This is a genomic window from Bradyrhizobium sp. SZCCHNGR1005 (assembly GCF_032489995.1).
In the GTDB taxonomy this organism is placed as follows: domain Bacteria; phylum Pseudomonadota; class Alphaproteobacteria; order Rhizobiales; family Xanthobacteraceae; genus Bradyrhizobium.
Map to the genome: position 1 here is coordinate 545976 of NZ_JAUEZC010000001.1, position 20945 is coordinate 566920.

At 66.5% G+C, this 20945-nt stretch carries 17 protein-coding genes; 11 read left to right on the plus strand and 6 right to left on the minus strand.

The features are described 5' to 3' along the window. Nucleotides 1-239: 239 nt before the first annotated feature. The 6 genes from QXZ85_RS02555 (at nucleotide 240) to QXZ85_RS02580 (ending at nucleotide 10209) form a co-directional block, all read left to right on the plus strand. Nucleotides 240-1238, plus strand: coding sequence for a MoxR family ATPase (locus QXZ85_RS02555; RefSeq protein WP_315706762.1), 999 nt, complete (start codon nucleotides 240-242; stop codon nucleotides 1236-1238). Continuing rightward, nucleotides 1238-2224 (plus strand): DUF58 domain-containing protein, encoded by a 987-nt coding sequence (locus tag QXZ85_RS02560; RefSeq protein WP_315706763.1) that lies wholly within the window; start codon nucleotides 1238-1240, stop codon nucleotides 2222-2224. The genes QXZ85_RS02555 and QXZ85_RS02560 overlap by 1 nt, the downstream gene beginning before the upstream one ends. Continuing rightward, complete coding sequence (locus QXZ85_RS02565; protein ID WP_315706764.1) at nucleotides 2221-5037, plus strand: DUF4159 domain-containing protein; 2817 nt, start codon at nucleotides 2221-2223, stop codon at nucleotides 5035-5037. The genes QXZ85_RS02560 and QXZ85_RS02565 overlap by 4 nt, the downstream gene beginning before the upstream one ends. Before the next feature lie 9 nt (nucleotides 5038-5046). Then, nucleotides 5047-7110: a hypothetical protein gene (locus QXZ85_RS02570; protein ID WP_315706765.1), complete on the plus strand. Its 2064-nt coding sequence runs from the start codon at nucleotides 5047-5049 to the stop codon at nucleotides 7108-7110. 201 nt (nucleotides 7111-7311) lie between these two features. Continuing rightward, nucleotides 7312-7713: a hypothetical protein gene (locus tag QXZ85_RS02575; protein WP_315706766.1), complete on the plus strand. Its 402-nt coding sequence runs from the start codon at nucleotides 7312-7314 to the stop codon at nucleotides 7711-7713. A gap of 168 nt (nucleotides 7714-7881) precedes the next feature. After that, complete coding sequence (locus QXZ85_RS02580) at nucleotides 7882-10209, plus strand: TonB-dependent receptor (protein WP_315706841.1); 2328 nt, start codon at nucleotides 7882-7884, stop codon at nucleotides 10207-10209. A gap of 141 nt (nucleotides 10210-10350) precedes the next feature. On the opposite strand, the gene QXZ85_RS02585 is transcribed toward QXZ85_RS02580, so the two are convergent. After that, nucleotides 10351-10863, minus strand: a complete 513-nt coding sequence (locus tag QXZ85_RS02585; protein WP_315706767.1) for an N-acetyltransferase — start codon at nucleotides 10861-10863, stop codon at nucleotides 10351-10353. 400 nt (nucleotides 10864-11263) lie between these two features. Here QXZ85_RS02585 and QXZ85_RS02590 point away from each other — a divergent pair, with 400 nt between their 5' ends. From QXZ85_RS02590 to QXZ85_RS02605, 4 genes are all read left to right on the plus strand, one after another. Continuing rightward, on the plus strand, nucleotides 11264-12664 hold the full coding sequence (locus tag QXZ85_RS02590) for an ethanolamine ammonia-lyase subunit EutB (RefSeq protein WP_315706768.1): 1401 nt from the start codon (nucleotides 11264-11266) through the stop codon (nucleotides 12662-12664). Then, nucleotides 12661-13473 carry an ethanolamine ammonia-lyase subunit EutC gene (eutC, locus tag QXZ85_RS02595; protein WP_315706769.1) on the plus strand — a complete coding sequence of 271 codons (813 nt, stop codon included), beginning with the start codon at nucleotides 12661-12663 and terminating at the stop codon, nucleotides 13471-13473. The genes QXZ85_RS02590 and eutC overlap by 4 nt, the downstream gene beginning before the upstream one ends. Beyond that, nucleotides 13470-14876 (plus strand): ethanolamine permease, encoded by a 1407-nt coding sequence (gene eat, locus QXZ85_RS02600; RefSeq protein WP_315706770.1) that lies wholly within the window; start codon nucleotides 13470-13472, stop codon nucleotides 14874-14876. Before eutC ends, eat begins: the two co-directional genes overlap by 4 nt. A 161-nt stretch (nucleotides 14877-15037) precedes the next feature. Then, complete coding sequence (locus tag QXZ85_RS02605; protein ID WP_315706771.1) at nucleotides 15038-16114, plus strand: AraC family transcriptional regulator; 1077 nt, start codon at nucleotides 15038-15040, stop codon at nucleotides 16112-16114. Nucleotides 16115-16177: 63 nt separating this feature from the next. Here the strand turns inward: QXZ85_RS02605 and QXZ85_RS02610 are convergent, their stop codons facing one another. From QXZ85_RS02610 to QXZ85_RS02620, 3 genes are all read right to left on the minus strand, one after another. Next, nucleotides 16178-17350, minus strand: a complete 1173-nt coding sequence (locus QXZ85_RS02610) for a M20 aminoacylase family protein (protein WP_315706772.1) — start codon at nucleotides 17348-17350, stop codon at nucleotides 16178-16180. A 113-nt stretch (nucleotides 17351-17463) separates the two neighbouring features. Then, nucleotides 17464-18396, minus strand: a complete 933-nt coding sequence (locus tag QXZ85_RS02615; protein ID WP_316173454.1) for a glycosyltransferase family 2 protein — start codon at nucleotides 18394-18396, stop codon at nucleotides 17464-17466. A 75-nt stretch (nucleotides 18397-18471) separates the two neighbouring features. Next, nucleotides 18472-18966 (minus strand): NUDIX domain-containing protein, encoded by a 495-nt coding sequence (locus tag QXZ85_RS02620; protein WP_315706774.1) that lies wholly within the window; start codon nucleotides 18964-18966, stop codon nucleotides 18472-18474. A 128-nt stretch (nucleotides 18967-19094) separates the two neighbouring features. Here QXZ85_RS02620 and QXZ85_RS02625 point away from each other — a divergent pair, with 128 nt between their 5' ends. Then, complete coding sequence (locus tag QXZ85_RS02625) at nucleotides 19095-19985, plus strand: metallophosphoesterase (RefSeq protein WP_315765291.1); 891 nt, start codon at nucleotides 19095-19097, stop codon at nucleotides 19983-19985. Between the two features lie 5 nt (nucleotides 19986-19990). Here QXZ85_RS02625 and QXZ85_RS02630 read toward each other — a convergent pair whose 3' ends face one another. Next, complete coding sequence (locus QXZ85_RS02630; RefSeq protein WP_315706776.1) at nucleotides 19991-20536, minus strand: hypothetical protein; 546 nt, start codon at nucleotides 20534-20536, stop codon at nucleotides 19991-19993. A 191-nt stretch (nucleotides 20537-20727) separates the two neighbouring features. After that, a complete protein-coding gene (locus QXZ85_RS02635) occupies nucleotides 20728-20940 on the minus strand; it encodes a hypothetical protein (protein ID WP_315706777.1) in 213 nt (70 codons plus the stop codon). Nucleotides 20941-20945 lie beyond the last annotated feature (5 nt).

Sequence of the window (20945 nt, forward strand, 5' to 3'; positions counted from 1 at the left end):
CAAATTGTCTTGGTGCAAATCGTCATCGCAGAACGACTGGTAAAAGTTCCGGATGCGGGCGCCCTGACCAGAGGTCGCCATATCGTGATGCGCTCGATACCCCAGAATGCCGATAAGATGGGGATAGTTTAACTCAACGAATACAGAGCCTTCGCGCAATCTGGCCGCGGTTTCATTGGAAAAATGGAGCGGATCGGCGGTCAGGGACTTAAAGGCTGCGGGGCAGAGGAGAAGCGGGAATGGCTGAGAGTGCCGAGAAGCTCGAAGATGCGATCGTCCGGTCGGCCGAACAGGTGTCGGGGCAGATTCGCGCGGCGAAGGACGCCATCTCCGCCGTCATCTTCGGCCAGGACAAAGTGGTGGAAAACACCCTGGTGACGATCCTCTCGGGCGGCCACGCCCTGCTGATCGGCGTTCCCGGCCTTGCCAAGACCAAGCTGGTCGAGACGTTGGGCGTGACGCTCGGGCTCGACGCCAAGCGCATCCAGTTCACCCCGGACCTGATGCCGTCGGACATTCTGGGCGCCGAAGTGCTGGACGAAAGCTCGGCCGGCAAACGCTCCTTCCGCTTCATCGCAGGGCCCGTGTTTGCGCAGCTTCTGATGGCGGACGAGATCAACCGCGCCAGCCCGCGCACCCAGTCGGCGCTGCTGCAGGCTATGCAGGAGCAGCACATCACGGTTGCGGGCGCCCGCCATGATCTGCCCAAGCCCTTCCACGTGCTGGCGACGCAAAACCCGCTGGAGCAGGAAGGCACCTATCCGCTGCCCGAAGCCCAGCTCGACCGCTTCCTGATGGAAATCGACGTGGAATACCCCGACCGCGATGCCGAACGGCGTATTCTGTTCGAGACCACCGGCGCCGAGGAGGCCGCGGCCAAAACTGCCATGACGGCGGACGCGCTGATCGCGGCGCAACGGCTGGTGCGCCGCCTGCCGGTCGGTGATTCCGTGGTGGAAGCGATTCTGTCGCTGGTCCGCTCGGCGCGTCCGGGACCGGATGCGGGCGAAGCGGGCAAGCTGATCGCCTGGGGCCCGGGCCCGCGCGCCAGCCAGTCCCTGATGCTCGCAGTGCGCGCCCGCGCGCTGCTCGACGGCCGCCTTGCGCCCTCGATCGACGACGTGCTCGATTTGGCCGAGCCCGTGCTGAAGCACCGCATGGCGCTGACCTTCCCGGCGCGCGCCGAAGGGCGCACCATTCCGGACGTGATCCGGCAACTCAAAAGCCGGATCGGTTGATGGCCGCAACGCGAGAGCACGCCGACAAGGAGATCGTCGCAATCCGGCGTGCCGATGGCGAAAGTCGCACGCTTTCCGCATCGTTGCCGCGGCTGGTGCTGGAGGCCCGCCAGATCGCCGCCAACGTCATCCATGGCCTGCATGGGCGCCGCCGGTCGGGTCCCGGCGAGAGTTTCTGGCAATATCGCCGCTTCGTCTCGGGCGAACCGTCGCAGCGCGTCGACTGGCGGCGCTCGGCGCGTGACGATCATCTCTATGTCCGCGAGCAGGAATGGGAAGCCGCGCACACCGTGTGGATCTGGCCCGACCGCTCGCCATCGATGAGCTTTGCCTCGAAGGACGCGCGCGACAGCAAGCTCGAGCGCGCATTGATCGTGACCTTTGCGCTCGCCGAGCTGCTCGTCGCCGGCGGCGAACGGGTCGGCATTCCCGGCCTGATGAATCCGACTGCCAGCCGCAGCGTGATCGACCGGATCGCGCAGGCGATGCTGCACGACGAGACGGACCGGCCGAGCCTGCCACCCTCCTTCGTCCCCTCGGCGCTCGCCGAGATCGTCGTGCTATCCGATTTCTGGTCGCCGATCGGAGAGATCAAGACCATGCTGGCGGGCCTTTCCGCCTCCGGGGCGCATGGCACGATGGTGCAGGTGGTCGACCCCGCCGAGGAGAGCTTCCCCTATTCCGGCCGCGTCGAATTCGTCGAGCCCGAAGGCGGGCAGATGATCATTGCGGGCCGCGCCGAGCGCTGGGCCGAGGACTATGTCGCCCGCGTCGCACTGCATCGTGAGGAGATCCGCGCCGAGACCGGCAAACTCGACTGGCTGTTCAGCACGCACACGACCAGCCGTTCGGCGGCTGAGCTGCTGCTTTTCCTGCACGCCGGGATGACCACCAGCAAAGGCGGCATCCGTGGCAACATCAAAGCCGGACATAGCGCATTGGGACCTGGCGCATCAGAATTTGGCGCATCAGGATTTGGCGCATGATGGGTCTGCCGCTCTCTTTTACCGAACCGCTGCTGCTGATCGGACTGGTCAGCCTGCCGGTGCTCTGGTGGCTGCTCAGGCTGATGCCGCCGCGGCCGCGGCGCATCGAGTTTCCGCCGACGCGGCTGTTGTTCGATATCACACCGCGAGAGGAGACGCCCTCGCGCTCACCCTGGTGGCTGACCTTGCTGCGGCTGATCGCAGCCGCGCTCGTCATCTTCGCAGCCGCAGGTCCCATCTGGAATCCGCGCAACCAGGCCGCGGGCAGCAAGGCGCCGTTGGTGCTGCTGATCGACGACAGCTGGAGCGCCGCGGCGAGCTGGGACGCCCGCCTCAGGACCGCCGACGAGACGATCGCCAATGCCGATGCGGACCGCCGCGGCGTCGCGCTGGTGCCGCTGTCGGAGCCTGCGCGTGACATCACGCTGATGCCGGCCGGAGCTGCGCGCGTCGCGCTGCGGCAGATTGCGCCCAAGCCGTTCACCGCCGAGCGTGCCGACGCGCTGCCGATGCTCGATCGCTTCCTGAAAGCGACCGGCGACGCCGAGATTGTCTGGCTGTCGGACGGCGTCGACCCCGGCCGCGGCGGCGAGTTCGTCGCGGGTCTCGGCAAGACCATCGGCGAACGTCCGCTCACGGTCTTCGAAGGCGGCACCCTGTCGCCGCTGGCGCTGGCCGACGCCGAGAATGCCGCCGCCAAGATGACGGTGAAGGTGCTGCGCGCGGATCTGAGCGTGCCCGGCGGCATCGTTCGCGCGCTCGACGCCAAGGGCTCGCCGGTCGGCGACGCCCAGTTCAGCTTCTCCCCGGGTGCGCACGACACCGAAGCGAGCTTCGACCTGCCGGTCGAACTGCGCAACGACATTACGCGCCTGGAGATCGCGGGCGAACGCTCCGCCGGCGCCGTGCAGTTGCTCGACAAACGCTGGCGCCGGCGTGCAGTCGGCATCGTGTCGGGCTCGACCAGCGACACGGCGCAGCCGCTGCTCGCGCCGACTTTCTATTTGACGCGCGCACTGGCGCCCTTCGCCGACCTCAGGCTTGGCGACCGCGGCGCGCCACAGCAGGTGATCAGCCAGTTTCTCGACCAGAAAGTGCCGATGATCGTGATGGCGGACGTCGGCACCCTGTCGCCGGAACTGCGCGACCGGCTCACCGGCTGGATCGAGAACGGCGGCGTCCTCGTCCGCTTCGCCGGGCCGCGGCTGGCGCAGGGCGACGACGACCTCGTGCCGGTCAAGCTGCGCCGCGGCGGCCGCACGCTCGGCGGCAGCCTGACATGGGAGAAGCCGCAGCATCTCGCCGCCTTCGCCGCCGACGGCCCGTTCGCCGGCCTCGCTGTCCCGAAGGATGTCACGGTCAGCCGGCAGGTGCTGGCCGAGCCGGACGCGGTGCTGGCGACCAAGAGCTGGGCCTCGCTGGAAGACGGCACACCTCTGGTCACCGGCGAACACCGCGGCAAGGGTGTGATCGCGCTGTTCCACGTCAGCGCCGACATGCGCTGGTCGGATCTGCCCATGTCGGGCGCGATGGTCGAGATGCTGCGACGGATCGTCGACATGTCCGGCTACACCGGCACACCTGGTGCAGGTCCGGCCGGCGAGACGGCCAAAGCGACGCTTGCCCCGCTCCACGTGCTCGACGGCTTCGGCGCGTTCGGGCCGCCGCCTTCGACCGCCAAACCGCTGCCCGCGAACTTCCAGGACCGCGCCTCGCTGGACCATCCACCTGGCTTCTACGGCCCTGCCGAAGGACCCACTGCCGTGAATACGCTTGCCGCCGCCGATCGGATCCTGCCGCTTGATACGTCGAGCCTCACGGCACGCCGCGCGAGCTACACCAACGCCGAGCCGCGCGATCTGAGGGGCATCCTGCTCTCGACCGCGTTGCTCCTGTTCCTGATCGACGCTGTCATCGTGGCGTTGCTGGGCGGCGGCTTGGCAGCGCTGGTGCGACGGCGCGCCGCGCCGGCGGCCGTCGCCGTCGCGCTGCTCGCCACCGGTGCCATACTCGCGATCGGCGTCCCCTCGCCCGCGCGCGCTGACGCCGCCAGCGACGAGTTCGCGATGCGCGCGGTGTCGCAGACCCGGCTCGCTTATGTCGTGACCGGCAATGCCGACGTCGATTCGATCGTCAAGGCCGGCATGACGGGACTCACCCTGTTCCTGGCTCAGCGCACCGCGCTGGAAGCCGGCGATCCTGTCGGCGTCGATCCCGCCCACGACGAACTCGCGTTCTTTCCGCTGATCTACTGGCCGATCGTGCCGGGCGCGCCGAAGCCGCCGCAGGACGCGATCAACAAGATCGACGCCTACATGAAGCAGGGCGGCACCGTGATCTTCGACACCCGCGACGCCGTCGAGGCGCCGCCCGGCGACAACGGCTCGCAAACTCCCGGCATGCAGGCGCTGCGTGAGATCCTCTCCTCGCTGGATGTGCCCGAACTCGAGCCGGTGCCGCGCGAGCATGTGCTGACCAAAACGTTCTACCTGCTGCGCGACTTTCCGGGGCGCTACACCAACGGCCAGACCTGGGTCGAAGCGCTGCCCAAGGAGGACGAGGACGAGAGCGCGGCGCGCCCGGCGCGCGGCGGCGACGGCGTGTCCCCGATCATCATCACTTCAAACGATCTTGCGGGCGCCTGGGCGATCCGGCCCGACGGCCAGGCCATGCTGCCGCTGGTGCCGGGCGAACCGCGCCAGCGCGAATTCGCCTTCCGCGCCGGGGTCAATATCGTGATGTACACCCTGACCGGCAACTACAAGGCCGACCAGGTGCATGCGCCAGCGCTGATCGAGCGGCTGGGGCAGTAAGGCTTCGCTATGAATTACGGCATCGCGTTCACGCCCCTCGTCCCGTCGATCGTATTGTGGCTTGCGATCGGCGCCATCGTGGTCATCACAGCGCTGCTGCTGATCGGCCGTGCGCGCGGTGCCTGGGTCCGCATCGCGGCGCTGGCTCTGATCGCGTTGGCGCTCGCCAACCCGCAATTCACGCGCGAGGACCGCGAGCCGTTGACGTCGGTCGCCGCCGTCGTCGTCGACAAGAGCCCGAGTCAGAATTTCGGCGACCGCAACAAACAGACCGCGCAGGCGCAGGAGGCGCTGGTCAACGCGCTGAAGAAGATCAAGGGACTTGAGGTGCGCGTGGTCGAGGCCGGACAGGCCGACGGCGAGACCGACGGCACCCATCTGTTCGGCGCGCTCACCTCGGCGCTGTCCGACGTGCCGGTCGAGCGCGTGGCGGGTGCCTTCCTGATCACCGACGGCCGCGTGCACGACATCCCTGCCAATGCGGCGGCGCTCGGCTTCCAGGCCCCGGTACAGGCGCTGATCACCGGACAGAAGGCGGAGCGCGACCGGCGCATCGCCATCACCGCAGCCCCGCGCTTCGGCATCGTCGGCCAACCGCAGACCATCAGCTTCCGCCTCGACGATCAGGGCGTCAGCGGCGAGCGCGCCAAGGTAGTGATCCGGCGCGACGGCGAGGTGATCAGCGAACGCTCCATGACGAGCGGCCAAAGCGGAAAGGTCGATGTCGACATCAAGCATGAAGGGGCCAACATCGTCGAGATCGAGGCCTCCCCGCTCGAAGGCGAGCTGACGCCGGTCAACAACCGCGCCGTCGTCTCGATCGACGGTGTGCGCGACAAGCTGCGCGTGCTGCTGGTCTCGGGCGAGCCGCATTCCGGCGAGCGCACTTGGCGCAACCTCCTGAAGTCCGACGCCAGCGTCGACCTCGTCCACTTCACGATTCTGCGGCCGCCGGAGAAGCAGGACGGGACGCCGATCAACGAATTGTCGCTGATCGCCTTTCCGACCCGCGAGCTGTTCCAGCAGAAGATCAACGAATTCCAGCTGATCATCTTCGACCGCTATGCGCGCCAGGGCGTGCTGCCGATCGGCTATTTCGAGAACATCGCGCAATATGTGCGCAATGGCGGCGCGGTGCTGGTATCGGCGGGTCCGGACTACGCTTCCAACACCAGCATCTGGCGCACGCCTCTGGACTCGGTGTTGCCGGCTGAGCCGGTCGGGGTCACCGAGAAGCCGTTCTATGCGCATCTCTCGGAGATCGGCAAACGCCACCCGGTCACGCGCGGGCTGGAAGGCTCGGACGCCGAACCGCCGCATTGGAGCCGCTTCTTCCGCACCGTCGACACCCGCAACGCGGTCAACCCGCCGGTGATGACCGGTCCCGATGGCAAGCCGCTGCTGTTCCTGTCGCGGTTCGGCGAAGGTCGTGTCGCACTGCTGCTGTCCGACCATATCTGGCTGTGGGCGCGTGGCTACGAGGGCGGCGGACCACATCTCGACCTGCTCCGGCGCATGTCGCATTGGCTGATGAAACAGCCAGACCTCGATGAGGAAGCGCTTCGGCTCAAGGTGGAAGGCCACGATCTCGTCGTCGTCAGGCAGACCATGGCGGACACGGTGTCGCCGGTCACGGTGACCTCGCCGTCCGGCGCTGCCCGCGAACTGACCTTGAGCCAGGGCGAGCCCGGCGAATGGCGCGCCAGCCTGCCGGCCAACGAACTCGGCCTGTGGCAGGCGACCGACGGCACCTTGAAGGCGCTAATCAATGTCGGCCCGACCAACCCGAAGGAATTCTCCGAGGTCACCTCGACCACGGAGACCTTGAAGCCGCTGACGCAAGCGACCGGCGGCGACGCCAAGCGGATCGCGGACGGGTCCGGCGTGGAGATCCCGCGCATCGTGCCGGTGCGCTCGTCCACCTTGTTCAGCGGCGACGGCTGGATGGGCGTGCGCATGCGCGACGCCAGCATCGTGAAGGGCGTCGGTGTGCTGCCGATGTTTGCCGGCCTGATCGGCCTGCTGCTCCTGCTCGGCGCCTTCGCCGCAACCTGGCTACGCGAGGGCCGCTGATCGCACGCCCCGCGATCATTTTGCCGCATGGATCATCTGATGAGCCGGCACCAGCGTCGTGGCGTGAAGGTCACAACGTTGCTGATTTTGTCTGCCGCGTCAGCCGACTGATTGACACTCTCGAACCGTCCCTGCGATGTTACACTATAACATCGGCTGGCTCGCTCCAGCCGAACAGGGGCGTTGGTTCAACTGATTCAGATGACCTGGTTTCGCACGAACATCAGGGCGGGCTCCCTGCTGGCGCTCATGGCGCTCGCGGTGCAGATCGCGCTCGCGTTCGGGCACAACCATTGGCCTCCTGCGCAGACGCCGCCGGCCTCCATCGTCGCAGCCCTGAACGGGGATGGTGTCGCAAGCGGCGCGCAGAGGCTCACGACCGAGCAGAGCCCGAGCAAGCAGGATCGCGATCAGCAGCCGGCTGACGCCTGCGCGATCTGCGCCGTCATGGCGATGGCGCAGACGCTACTGCTGTCGCCACCGCCGGTGCTCGCACCGCCGCAGGCTGTGGCGTTCCATCGCGGCGTCGCGCTGCTCGCCGATGTCGTTGAACTCGCAGCCATCGAGCTCCCCTTCCAGCCCCGCGCGCCTCCTCTCTCCTGACCGTCCGCCGTTTGAGACGCAAACGATCCTGGCGGGTGCGCCCGGATCCTCAGCTCGTTGGAATTGGTCCGTCGCGTGTCGACGGCAGGCGCGCCCGTTCGATCGAAGGAGATCTGGGCCGCCTGACTTAGGGGTCAGGACTTGGAAATCATGTTTTCTAAACGAATGATGTCGGGCTGCAGCATCGCAGCCATGGTGTGCGTGCTCGGCGCCCCCGCGCTGGCCGAGGACAGCAAACCAGCAGCCGAATTGCCCGCGGTCACGGTGACTGCGCCGAGCCCGATCCGGGCACGCAGGCCGGTCGTTCCGCATGCCAACCCGACGCATGTCGCACGCGGCACGCCGAGCCGGCAGTCCACGCCGGCGCAGCAGGCGCAGACCGCGTCACCAGCCGCCCCACAACAAGGCGTGCTGCCGATCGTCACCGATCAGTTCGCCACTGTCACCGTGGTGCCGAAGGACGAGATCCAGCGCTCCGGCGCTGCGACCCTCGGCGACCTCCTGTTCTCCAAGCCCGGCATCACCGGCTCGAGCTTCGCGCCCGGCGCGTCCAGCCGGCCGATCATTCGCGGCCTCGATGTCAACCGGGTCGGCATCGTCGAGAACGGGACCGGCGCCGGCGGCGCCTCCGATCTCGGCGAGGATCACTTCGTGCCGATCGATCCGCTATCGACCGATCAGGTCGAGGTGGTGCGCGGCCCGGCGGCGCTGCGCTACGGCTCGACCTCGATCGGCGGCGTCGTGAGCGCCACCAACAACCGGATTCCGCAGGCGCTGCCGGTCTGTCCCGCGGCGGCGTTCCAGACTTATGGCCTGCCGGCGAAAGCCCCTGCGATCGACGGCGCGCCATGCGTGACGGCGGAGACGCGCACCTCGTTCAACTCGGTCAATCGCGGCGCCGAAGGCGGCGTGCTGATCGATGCAGGCGGCGGCAATTACGCAATCCACGCCGATGCCTACGGCCGCAAGGCCGATGACTACGCCATTCCTGGCTATCCCTACCGCTTCAACCCGAACCTGCCTGTGAACGGTCGCCAGCCGAATTCGTCACTGCGCAACGACGGCGTGTCGCTCGGCGGCAGCTATTTCTTCGACGGCGGTTATGTCGGTGCCGCGCTGACGCAGACCGATGCGCTCTACCACATCCCCGGCATCGACGGTGCCGCGAACAACACCCGCATCGACGCCCATCAGACCAAGATCACGGCCAAGGGCGAATACCGGCCCGATGCGGCGGCGATCGACGCCGTCAGGTTCTGGCTCGGCGCCACCAACTATCGCCACAACGAGCTCGGGCTTGCCGATCCCGCCGTTCCGACCAGCGATGGCGTGCGGCAGACCTTCAGCAATCGCGAGGAGGAGGCGCGGGTCGAGCTGCAGCTCGCCCCGTTCAATGTGCGCTTCGCCAGCCTGACCACGGCGATCGGGGTGCAGGCCGGCCATCAGGAGCTGGATGCGCCGAGCCCGGACAATCCCGGCTCGACCTTCAACGGCCTGTTCGGTCCGAACACCAACAACCGCGGCGCTGCCTATGTGTTCAACGAGCTGACCTTCTCGCCGACGACCAAGGCGCAGATCGCCGGGCGCATCGAGCATGTCGAGCTGCAGGGATCGACGCCGGACTTCCCCGCAGGCTATCTGCCGGACGGCAATCCGCAGAGCAACATCGCCCGCAGCCGGTCGTTCACGCCGAAGAGCGCGAGCGTTGGCCTGCTGCAGGACCTGCCGGGCGATCTGGTGGCGAGCATCACCGCGCAATATGTCGAGCGCGCGCCGAAGCCGGCGGAATTGTTCTCCCGCGGCGGGCATGACGCCACCGCAACCTTCGATATCGGCAATCCCAACCTGACCATCGAGACCGCCAAGACGGTCGAGGTCGGCCTGCGCAAGGCAACCGGTCCGTTCCGGTTCGAGGTCACCGCCTACTACACGCAGTTCAACAATTTCATCTACCGCCGGCTGACCGGGGTGATGTGCAACGACGATTTCGCCTCCTGCGGCGCGCCCGATGCCACGCTCAACCAGGCGATCTATTCGCAGCGCAACGCCATCTTCCGGGGCGGCGAATTCCAGAGCCAGCTCGATATCGGGCCGCTTTATACCGGCATCTGGGGCATCGAGAACCAGTTCGACGTGGTGCGTGCCACGTTTTCCGACGGGACCAACGTGCCGCGGATTCCACCGCTACGCGTCGGCGGCGGCCTGTTCTGGCGCAACGACCATTGGCTGACGCGCATCAACCTGCTGCACGCTTTCGCGCAGAACGACATCGCCCCGATCGCAGAGACGCCGACGCCCGGCTACAATCTTCTGCGGGCCGAGGTGAGCTACAAGACCAAGCTCGACCCGAACATGTTCGGCGCACGCGAGATGCTGGTCGGCCTGGTCGGCGACAACCTGTTGAACGAGCAGATCCGCAACTCGGTGTCCTACACCAAGGACCAGGTGCTGATGCCCGGCCTCGGGGTCAAGGCGTTCGCGAACCTGAAGTTCTGATCACCAACTTGCGTGGATTGCGCGGCAAGCCTGCGCAATCCATTGGTCTTCGTCATTGCGAGGAAGCTTCGCTCGCAATGACGAGACACGCGGATTAAGCCGCCTTCAAACCGGCAAGTCTCGTCGCCTCTTGCGAGGCAGTCAGCGCGCGAAATCCCAGTCGGGACGGATCGCACCGGAGACGCCGTCGAACGCGCCGGCGACGAGTTCGTTCACCAGCAGGCGCTTGGGGTCGACCGGGCCGGGCATGACCGCCCGCCCCTTCTCGATCTGCTTGAAACCGAAGCGCGCGTAATACGGGGCATCGCCGACCAAGATCACCAGGCGGTGCCCTTTGGCTTTGGCATCCGCCAGCGCCCGCTCCATCAGGCGGCCGCCGATGCCGTGCTTGCGGAACGGCGGCTCGACCGTCAGCGGTCCAAGGAGCAGCGCCTTGGTATCGCCGATGCAGATCGGAAGCTGCCGCACCGAGCCGGCCAGCAAGGTGCCGATATGGGCGGTAAAGGACAGGTCGAGCAGATGGTCGACATGCTCGCGCAGCCGGTAGGCGCTGAGCACGAAACGGCCCGGCCCAAAGGTCCGCTCATGCAGCCGCTCGATCACCTGCGCGTCGGACGGCTTTTCGGGTGCAATCGTAATGGACAGATCACTCATGATTCGGACGCGGGATAGCACCTCGTTCAACGAATTTGAAGTCGTGCTCCCTCGATTCCGAAGTTTACGAGCAAGGTTGCCGGGCCGGGATGCGAAGATCGAATTGGAACGCCGGGAAAGGCGCCCATAGCCGTCAGCACGACGTCGGCTCGGAATCTGCTCCCTCCTCTGCGAAACACGAATTTCCCACCCAGACACCTGGAGCGCAGCCCACACGCGACATCCAACCGCGACCACCCGATGCTGAAATTATGGGCACAGAAGGAGCGTGGCATGAAATTGTGCTGAGATGTCAAGTTTTCGGGGTCGGTATCCTTTAGCCTGCACCAGGTCATGAGCGTTGCGGCCGTCATTGCGGCCGTCGGGACCGCTCAGACGCAGCACGAGCGGCAGGTCGAAGATGGCGGGTGCGTTCCGGTCGCGCCATGGTGGCGAAACCCATGTGTTCGACGATCTCAAGACGCTGCTGGGCTGCGCGTCACCGCGCCGCTCCGGCGATGAGCTCGCGGGTATTGCGGCCGACAGCGCAGCGCGGCGGGTGGCGGCGCGCATGGCGCTGGCCGACGTGCCGCTGCGACGCTTCCTGGACGAGCCGCTGGTGCCCTATGAGACCGACGAAGTCACGCGTCTCATCTTCGACAGCCATGATGCCGCCGCCTTCGCGCCCATCGCCTCGCTGACCGTCGGCGAGTTGCGCGAGTGGCTGATGTCGTGGGAAGCGGATGCCGACCGGCTTGCCGCGCTCGCCCCCGGCCTCACGCCGGAGATGGTGGCCGCCGTATCCAAACTGTGCGGCAACGGCGACCTCGTCGCCATCGCCGCCAAATGCCGGGTGGTGACGCGCTTCCGCTCCACCATCGGCCTGCCCGGACGGCTGTCGTCTCGCTTGCAGCCCAATGATCCTACCGACGATCCGCTCGCGATCGCAGCCGGCACGCTCGACGGGCTGTTGTTCGGCATGGGTGATGCCGTGATCGGCATCAACCCGGCGACGGACAACGTCGAGGCCTGCATGAGACTGCTCACCATGCTGGACGAGCTCAGGCTCAAATTCGAAGTGCCGACGCAATCCTGCGTGCTCAGTCACGTCACGACCTCGATCCGTGCGATCGAACAGGGCGCGCCGCTCGATCTCGTGTTCCAGTCCATCGCCGGCACCGAGGCCGCCAACGCCGGCTTCGGCGTGAACCTCGCTGTGCTGGCGGAAGCGCAGCAGGCGGCCTTGTCCCTCAAGCGCGGCACGATCGGCGACAACGTAATGTATTTCGAGACCGGCCAGGGCGCCGCCCTGTCGGCCGATGCCCATCACGGCATCGATCAGCAGACGGTCGAGGCGCGCGCCTACGCGGTGGCGCGCGCCTTCTCGCCGCTGCTGGTCAACACGGTCGTCGGCTTCATCGGGCCGGAATATCTCTACGACGCGAAGGAGATCACGCGCGCGGGCCTTGAGGATCATTTCTGCGCCAAACTGCTCGGCGTGCCCATGGGCTGCGACGTCTGCTACACCAATCACGCCGAGGCCGATCAGGACGACATGGACGATCTGGCGCTGCTGCTCGCGGCGGCGAACGTCAACTTCCTGATCGCGGTGCCCGGCGCCGACGACATCATGCTCAACTATCAGAGCCTGTCGCATCACGACGTGATGCGGCTGCGCCATCTGCTCGGCCGCCGCCCGGCGCCGGAGTTCGAAGCCTGGCTGGCACGGATGGGCCTGCTCGACGCCAGCGGCCGCCTGCCGCCGCTGTCCGGCAGCGCGCCGGCCGTGGCCCGGCTGATCGGCCATGGAGCGCGGGCATGAGGGACGACGCGCTCGACATGCTGCGCCGGATGACGCGCGCCCGTGTTGCGCTCGGCCGTTGCGGCGACGGGCTTCCGACCCAGGCGAAGCTGGAATTCCAGATGGCGCATGCACTCGCACGTGACGCCGTGTGGGGACGAGTGAATTTCGCGAGCATCGCGGCCACGCTCCAGCCGCGCGAGGTGATCCGGGTCGCGAGTGCGGCGGCCGACCGCGCGAGCTATCTGCGCCGCCCCGACCTCGGGCGCCGCCTCGCGGAGGGCGAGGCCGCGAAGCTGCCGTCCGGCCCGTTCGATCTCGTGTTCGTCATTGCCGACGGCCTGTCGGCCGATGCGATCGAAAGCCATGCGGCGGCGGCGGTGATCGCAACCGAAAAGCGGCTCGTTGGACTTGCGATCGGGCCCGTCGTGCTGGCCTCGCAAGCACGTGTTGCACTGGGCGACGAGGTCGGCGCCACGATGGGCGCGCGCCTGGTTGCCGTTCTGATCGGCGAGCGCCCGGGCCTATCGGCCGCCGATTCCCTCGGCATCTATCTCACATTCAATCCGACGCCGGGACTGCGCGACAGCGCGCGCAACTGCATCTCGAACATCCACGGCCATGGGCTCGCGCCCGACCGCGCCGCCGACAAGCTCGCTTGGCTCGCGCACGAGGCGCTGCGGCGCGGCTTAACCGGGATCGCGCTCAAGGAGGCGGCGCCGGACGCCGCGCTCGACACGGCCGCGCCGACCGGGCTGCCGGAGGCGGCGCCCCGCGACATTTCGCACGAGGTCACCGATCGCAAAAACGACAGGAGAGAGTGGACATGAGTGAAGAGACGCAACCGACGCTTTCGAAGAGCCTGACCGGACTCCATCTGTGGGGAATCGCGGTCGGGCTCGTGATCTCCGGCGAGTATTTCGGCTGGAGCTATGGCTGGGACAAGGCCGGCACGCTCGGCTTCCTCATCACCACGATCTTCATTGCGGTGATGTACACCACGTTCATCTTCTCCTTCACTGAACTCACCACCGCGATCCCGCATGCGGGCGGCCCCTTCGCCTATTCGTACCGCGCCTTCGGTCCGCTCGGCGGCTTCGTTGCCGGCTTTGCGACATTGATCGAGTTCGTGTTCGCGCCCCCCGCCATCGCGCTCGCGATCGGTGCCTATCTCAACGTCCAGTTTCCGGCGCTGTCCCCGAAGACGGCCGCACTCGGCGCCTATCTGGTCTTCATGGCGCTCAACATCGCCGGTGTGACGATCGCGGCCACCTTCGAGCTCTTCGTCACGATCCTGGCGATCATCGAACTTTTCGTATTCATGGGCGTGGTATCACCCGGCTTCTCCTTCGCCAATTTCGCCGCGAATGGCTGGGCCGGAGAAAACTCCTTCTCGCTGACGAGCGTCGGCGGCATCATCGCGGCGATCCCGTTCGCGATCTGGTTCTTCCTGGCCATCGAGGGCGCCGCCATGGCCGCGGAAGAGACCAAGAATCCGACCAGGACCATTCCGCTCGCCTACATTGCCGGCATCCTGACCCTGGTCGTGCTCGCCTTCGGCACCATGATCTTGGCGGGCGGCGTCGGCGACTGGTCGAAGCTCTCAAACATCAATGATCCGCTGCCGCAGGCGATGAAGATCGTGGTCGGCGAGAATTCGGGCTGGCTGCACATGCTGGTGTGGATCGGCCTGTTCGGCCTGATCGCCTCGTTCCACGGCATCATCATGGGCTATTCGCGGCAGATCTTCGCGCTGTCGCGGGCCGGCTTCCTGCCGGCGAAACTCGCCGCGCTGCATCCGACCTGCCGCACGCCGCATTGGGCCATCCTGGCCGGCGGCGTGGTCGGCATCGCCGCGATCTATTCCGATGAGTTGATCCAGTTCGCCGGTCAGACGCTGACCGCCAATATCGTGACCATGAGCGTGTTCGGTGCGCTCGTGATGTACATCATGAGCATGGCGGCGCTGTTCCGTCTGCGCGCCTCCGAACCGAACCTGGTGCGGCCGTTCAACGCGCCGCTCTATCCCGTGTTGCCCGCAATCGCGCTGGTGACGGCCACGCTCTCGCTGCTCACCATGATCTGGTTCAATCTGCAGGTGTTCGCGGTCTTCGTGGTGCTCTTTGCCGCCGGCCTGCTGCTCTATCGGCTGACCGCCGGCCAGCGCAGCACCGCGACCAGCGACAGTCTGCTCGACGTCGCACTGAACGAAGCCCGCGCCCTGGTCGATTGAACCGATCCGGAGGATGATCGGCCGCCAACTCCATTGCCTTTCCGTGTGATCGCACCTCGCGATCGAGCGGCCGGCTGGAGTTGGACGGCAGACAGGCATACGACTTGCATAACTCGTGACTGCAGGAGTTAGATGATACATCCTCAAGGCGAGGACCTTCCATGTCCAACGGCTTCGAGATCGAACAGCGCGGTCCAACGGATCGCAGCCGGAACATTCTGGCAGCAGCGGCAACCGGTGTTGCTGATTTCATCGTCCAAACGGGAGGCAGACCCGAGGCCGTATTCGAGCGTGTCGGCATCGATCCCACCTGCCTTGGGCGCAAGCACAGTGCACTCGACCTCGCCGATTACGTGGCCATGATGGAAGAGGCGGCGCGCGAGACCGGCAATGACAATTTCGGCCTTCGGTTCGGTCAGCGTTACCAGCCTCATATGCTTGGGCTGATCGGCGAGATCGCGCTCGCCGCACCGACTCTCGGCTCCGCGATCGAACACCTCGCGCTGTGGTTTCCATGGCACCAGCAGGCGACCGAGACCAGGCTCGCGCGCCGTGACGGTTTTCTCAGGCTCGAATATCGCATTCTCGATGGCTCGATCGTCGACCGCCGGCAGGATGCCGAACTCACCATGGGCATGTTCGCGAACGTCTTCCGGGCCTGTCTTCCGTCGGGCTGGGCACCGGAGATCGTATTGTTCGAACATGCACGGCCCACCGCGTGGCGCGACCATGAGGCGGCCTTCGACGCCGAAGTGGAGTGGTCGCAGGGCACCAACGCACTGGTGTTTCGAGACCGCGGCCTGGACCGGGCCATGCCGCATGCCGACTTGTCCCGCCTGCAGCGGCTGACGACCGACCTTGCTGATGTCGCCGGCTCGCGTGGCACGCCGGCGTTCCTGGATCTGGTCCGCGGCGAGATCCGGCGCCGGCTATCTGCCGGCACCATTCACCTCGAGCAGATCGCCGACGCGCTGTCCACGACGTCCTGGACGCTGCAGCGTCGCCTTGGCGATCTCGGCGCCACGTTCTCCGAACTCATCGAGGCGACGCGCCTCGATCTCGCCCGCCATTATCTGCGCCAGGCGCATCTGCCGCTCGGCGACGTCGCGTTCCTTCTCGGCTATTCGGAAGCGTCGGCCTTCTCCCGCGCATTCTCCCGCTGGACCGGCTGCAGCCCGCGCCAGTGGCGCCGGCTGTCCCGACCGGCGGCTACACCGCAGCTGATGTCCCGCACGTAGCACCGCAGCGAACGCCAGCCGCTGATCGCGGTTGCCAGCGATCAGCGCGTCCAGGCGCCGGCGTCAGCCCACCGGCATCGTCTTCTCGACCAACCGCACCCAATAGGAGGCGCCATGGCCGAGAATATTGTCGTTGAAGCGGTAGGCCGGGTGATGGCAATCCTTGCCGTCGCCCATGCCGAGGAAGACGAAGGCGCCGGGCCGCGCCTCCAGCATGAAGGCGAAATCCTCGCCGCCCATCAGCGGCATCGTCTTGTCGTCGACCCGGTCGGCCCCAACCACGTCGCGTGCGACTTCGGCCGCGATCTGGGCCTCGCGCGCATGGTTCATCGTCACCGGATAGAGCCTCGTGTATTTCGTCGTCGCCGAGCCGCCATAGGCGCGGGCGACGCTGTCGGCGACCTCGGCGATCCGGCGCTCGACGAGATCGCGAACCTCGGGATCGAGCGTGCGCACGGTGCCCTTCAGCTCGACCGTCTCGGGAATGACGTTCAGGGCCTTGCCGGCCTCGAAGACGCAGATCGAGATGACAGCCGATTTGATCGGGTCAACGTTGCGCGACACGATCGACTGCAATGCCGTGATGATGTGCGCGCCGATCAGCACGCTATCGACCGCTTTGTGAGGACCGGCGCCGGCATGACCGCCCTTGCCGTGCACGGTGATCTCCAAATCATCTGACGAGGCGAGCAGAGCGCCCGGCCGGAGTGCAAAATGCCCCTCAGGCAGGCCGGGCATGTTGTGCAAGCCGTAGACCTCCTGGATGCCCCAGCGGGTCATCAGGCCGTCATCCACCATAGCCTTGCCGCCGGCGCCGCCCTCCTCGGCCGGCTGGAAGATCACCACCGCGGTGCCGTCGAAGTTGCGCGTCTCGGCGAGATGTTTGGCGGCGCCGAGCAACATCGCGGTGTGGCCGTCATGGCCGCAGGCGTGCATCAAGCCGGGAGTCTTCGAGGCGTAGGGCACGCCCGAGGTCTCCTCGATCGGCAGCGCGTCCATGTCGGCGCGGAGGCCAATGGTCCGCCCGGACGTCGCCTTGCGGCCGCGGATGATGCCGACGACGCCAGTGCGCCCGATGCCGGTGACCACCTCGTCACAGCCGAATTCACGCAGGCGCTCGGCGACGATACCCGCCGTGCGATGCACCTCGTATTGCAACTCGGGATGCTCGTGGAAATCGTGGCGCCAGGCGGCCATGTCGTCGGCGAGTGCGGCGATGCTATTGAGAATGGGCATGTGGATCGGTGTTCTCGTTGTGGGGAGTGAGCGAAAGACCAGCCCGAACCATGACCGCAGAGGCGGCCGGACACAAGCTTCCGCCTCGCATTGGCAGCACCTCACACGAGAGGTCAGCCTACGACGGGCGATTGTGACAGATAGGCGAGCAGTTTCATCTCGCGCCGGCCGCGCGTGACCGTATCCAGCACCAGGCCCGACGAGGCCGACAGCAGCGCCATGATCATCAGGCCCATGGACAGCACGGCCGTCGGCAGCCGTGGAACGAGCCCGGTCTCGAGATAGGTGACGAACACAGGGATCGCGAAACCGATGGAGATCAGCGCGAAGAAGATCCCGATGACGCCGAAAAAGCGTAAAGGCTTCTCCGAGCGGTAGAGTTTGAGGATCGTGCCGAGGATCCGGAAGCCATCCCGCCAGGTGTTCAGCTTCGAAACGGAGCCTTCGGGCCGCGCGTAATAGGGCGTTGCGATTTCCGCGACCGGCAGCGCCAGCTCCAGCGCATGCACGCTGAGCTCGGTCTCGATCTCGAAGCCGTCGGACAGGACGGGGAAGGATTTGACGAACCGGCGCGAGAACACGCGATAGCCCGACAGGATATCCTTGAACGCCTGGCCGAACACCTCGGCCAGGAACCGCGTCAGCATCCAGTTGCCGGTACGGTGACCCATTCGGTAGGCCGCCTGCTCCTGGTCCACCCGCAAGCCGACCACCATGTCGAGATGTTCGCTGACGAGGCGCTCGATCATCCGCGGCGCACTCGGCGCATCGTAGGTGGCATCGCCGTCGACCAGCACGTAGATGTCAGCATCGACGTCGGCGAACATGCGGCGGACCACGTGGCCCTTGCCCTGCCGCCGCTCGCTGCGCACCTCGGCCCCCGCCTCGCGCGCGATGTCGATGGTACGGTCCTTCGAATTGTTGTCGTAGACGTAAACGGTCGCCGTGGGCAGCGCCTGCTTGAATCCCTTGACCACGGAGGCCACAGCCGCCGCCTCATTGTAGCAGGGCACCAGCACGGCGATCCGTAACGATGGTGGTATCATTGGCCCAACTCCCCTGGTGGGAGAGCCTGCAGCCATTTCGGTGCAAAAAGTCATAACGGCGGATTGGCCACCGCGTTATCCCGGGCGCCAGGTCGGAATGATCTTAACGCCGTGTAGCACCTCGCGGATGCGCGACAGCGTGCCGAGCGTGGTACCCTCCGGCAGGCCGTCAATGGAAAAAAAGCCGGTCTCGACGATCTCGTGGTTGGGCTCGGGCAGCCGGTCCTGGGTGAAATCCTTAACGATGAACACCGCGACATGGTCGCGCCGCGAAACGTGACTGTTGAGGAAGATGCCGTGCAGGACAGGCTCGCCGGCGAGGGCAATCCGTCCCTCCTCGAGCAGCTCCCGCTCCAGCGCCTCGGCAAAGGTCTCGCCGACTTCGACGCCGCCGCCCGGCAGATGCCAGCCGGAGACATAGCTGTGCCGGACCATGAAGACCCGATTGTCCGCGTCGAGCACGACCGCGCGGACACCGAGCGTCATGCCGCGGGCAAAGCGCCAATACAGGTGGAACACGTGCCGCAACCAGGGCTCGAGCCGAGTGCGCAAATTGTTTGGACTTGTCACCGCCGCATCCAGGGTTTGCCGGTTATCCTTGCACCGGCGCCGCAGGCTTGCCAATAGAGCCGTGACCTTCCGGACACCACCTCACGATCGCGGCGCCCCGGTGCCGATCGTCGACAGGCAGACCGATCATGGCGGCGTTCACGCTGGCGCATCTTTCCGACCCGCATCTTTCGCCGCTGCCGCGGCCGCGCTTGATCGAGCTCGCCGGCAAGCGCGCGCTCGGCTACATCAACTGGACACGCAACCGCTACAAATATCACCGCCGCGACGTGCTCGACGTGCTGGTCTCGGACCTGCACACGCAGACGCCGAACCAGATCGCGGTCACCGGCGACCTCGTCAATTTCGCCATGGAGGCGGAGTTTCCGCTGGCGCTGGCGTGGCTCAAAACAATCGGGCCGCCGGATCGCGTCACCGCGATCCCCGGCAATCATGACGCCTATGTGCGCCAGACCCGGCTGCACTTTGCCAAGAGCTTCGCCGACTATTTCTGCGGCGACGAGAATGCCGTCGGCCCGCCCAGCTTTCCTTCCCTGCGCCGGCGGGGGCCGCTGGCGCTGATCAGCCTGTCGTCCGCCGTGCCCACGGCGCCCTTCATGGCCACCGGGCGGATTGGACCCGAACAACTGGCCGCACTGGAGCGGCTACTGGAGACACTGTCGACCGAGCAGGTGTTCCGGGTGCTGCTGGTGCATCATCCGCTGCGCTCGACCAACCGCATGAAGTGGCTGACGGACGCCGCCGATCTGATCGCGCTGCTGAAGCGCCACGGCGTCGAGCTGATCCTGCACGGCCACGACCATGTCCATTCGACGGTCTGGATCGACGGGCCCGAGCGCCAGATCCCCGTGGTCGGCGTGCCGTCGGCGTCGAGCATCGCGCATGGGCATTATCCGGCCGCGGCCTACAACCTCTTCGCCATCGCGCGCGAGGGTAATCACTGGCGCTGCGACATGACGGTGCGCGGGATCAACGACGCGCTGCGCGTGCGCGAGATCCGGCAGGTCCGGCTGTTCTGAAGCGATCAGATCAGCTGCAGCGAGGCGAGCAGCGCAAGACCGAACAGCGCCAGTCCGCCGAGCAGGAAGCCGAGCAGGAACAGCCAGACTCCGCGGCGCCGGCGCGGCGCCTCCGCGATCGGTGCAGGCTCGCGCGGCAGGCTGAAGGCGCGCTCGCGCTCCACCATGCGCCGGGCGACGTAGTCGGTCACCGCCCGCACGATCGCCGCCGCCTCATGCGATTCCGCGATCACGATGCGGCCGTTGCGGGTGTCCTGCACGAAGCGATACTGCCGCTTGTCGCGGCCCATCGTGACATGGGCGACCACGTCGATCCACAGCCGCGGCGTCTCGCCTTGGCTGATGCCGCGATCGAACAGATCGATGTCGCCCGGGACCTGTTCGAACAGCGGGTCGAGTGCCTCGTTCAGGATCTCCAGCCGCGCCACCTCCGCGTCGCGCAGGTCGACCACGACGCCGGTGCGGTCGGCGGCCTCGATCCGCGCCTGCCGCAGCGCCTCGCGCAGCCGCACGGGACGGGCTTCGTGACCACTATCGGGCACCTGGGACATGACTGGCTTCGCAGCTCCGGCTTTCAAAGGCTCTCTGCCCGGCAGCCTAGCAGCTACGCGAATTTGCGCAAACGCTTATTATTTCCAAGCACTTACATGTATCGAAATGGACGTGGGCGGCCCCGCCCGGCGTTCACCGGATGAGACCGCCCCGTCCTTGGGCTTAACTTGATGCAGATACCCGACGCCGATCAAGCGGCGGGGGCGCGCTGCGGTTCCTCGACGATCGAGAACCGCACGCCGGCCTTGTGGCGGTGCTCTTCCGACACCTCGCGCCAGCAGTCCTCGGCTTCCTTGCGCGTCTTGAAAGGGCCTTTGACCTGGGCCGACCCTTCCACGAGCTTGTGGAAGTTCATCGAGCCGAACTCGCCGCCAATCACCCAGAAATTGCTGCCTTTGGTCATTGTCA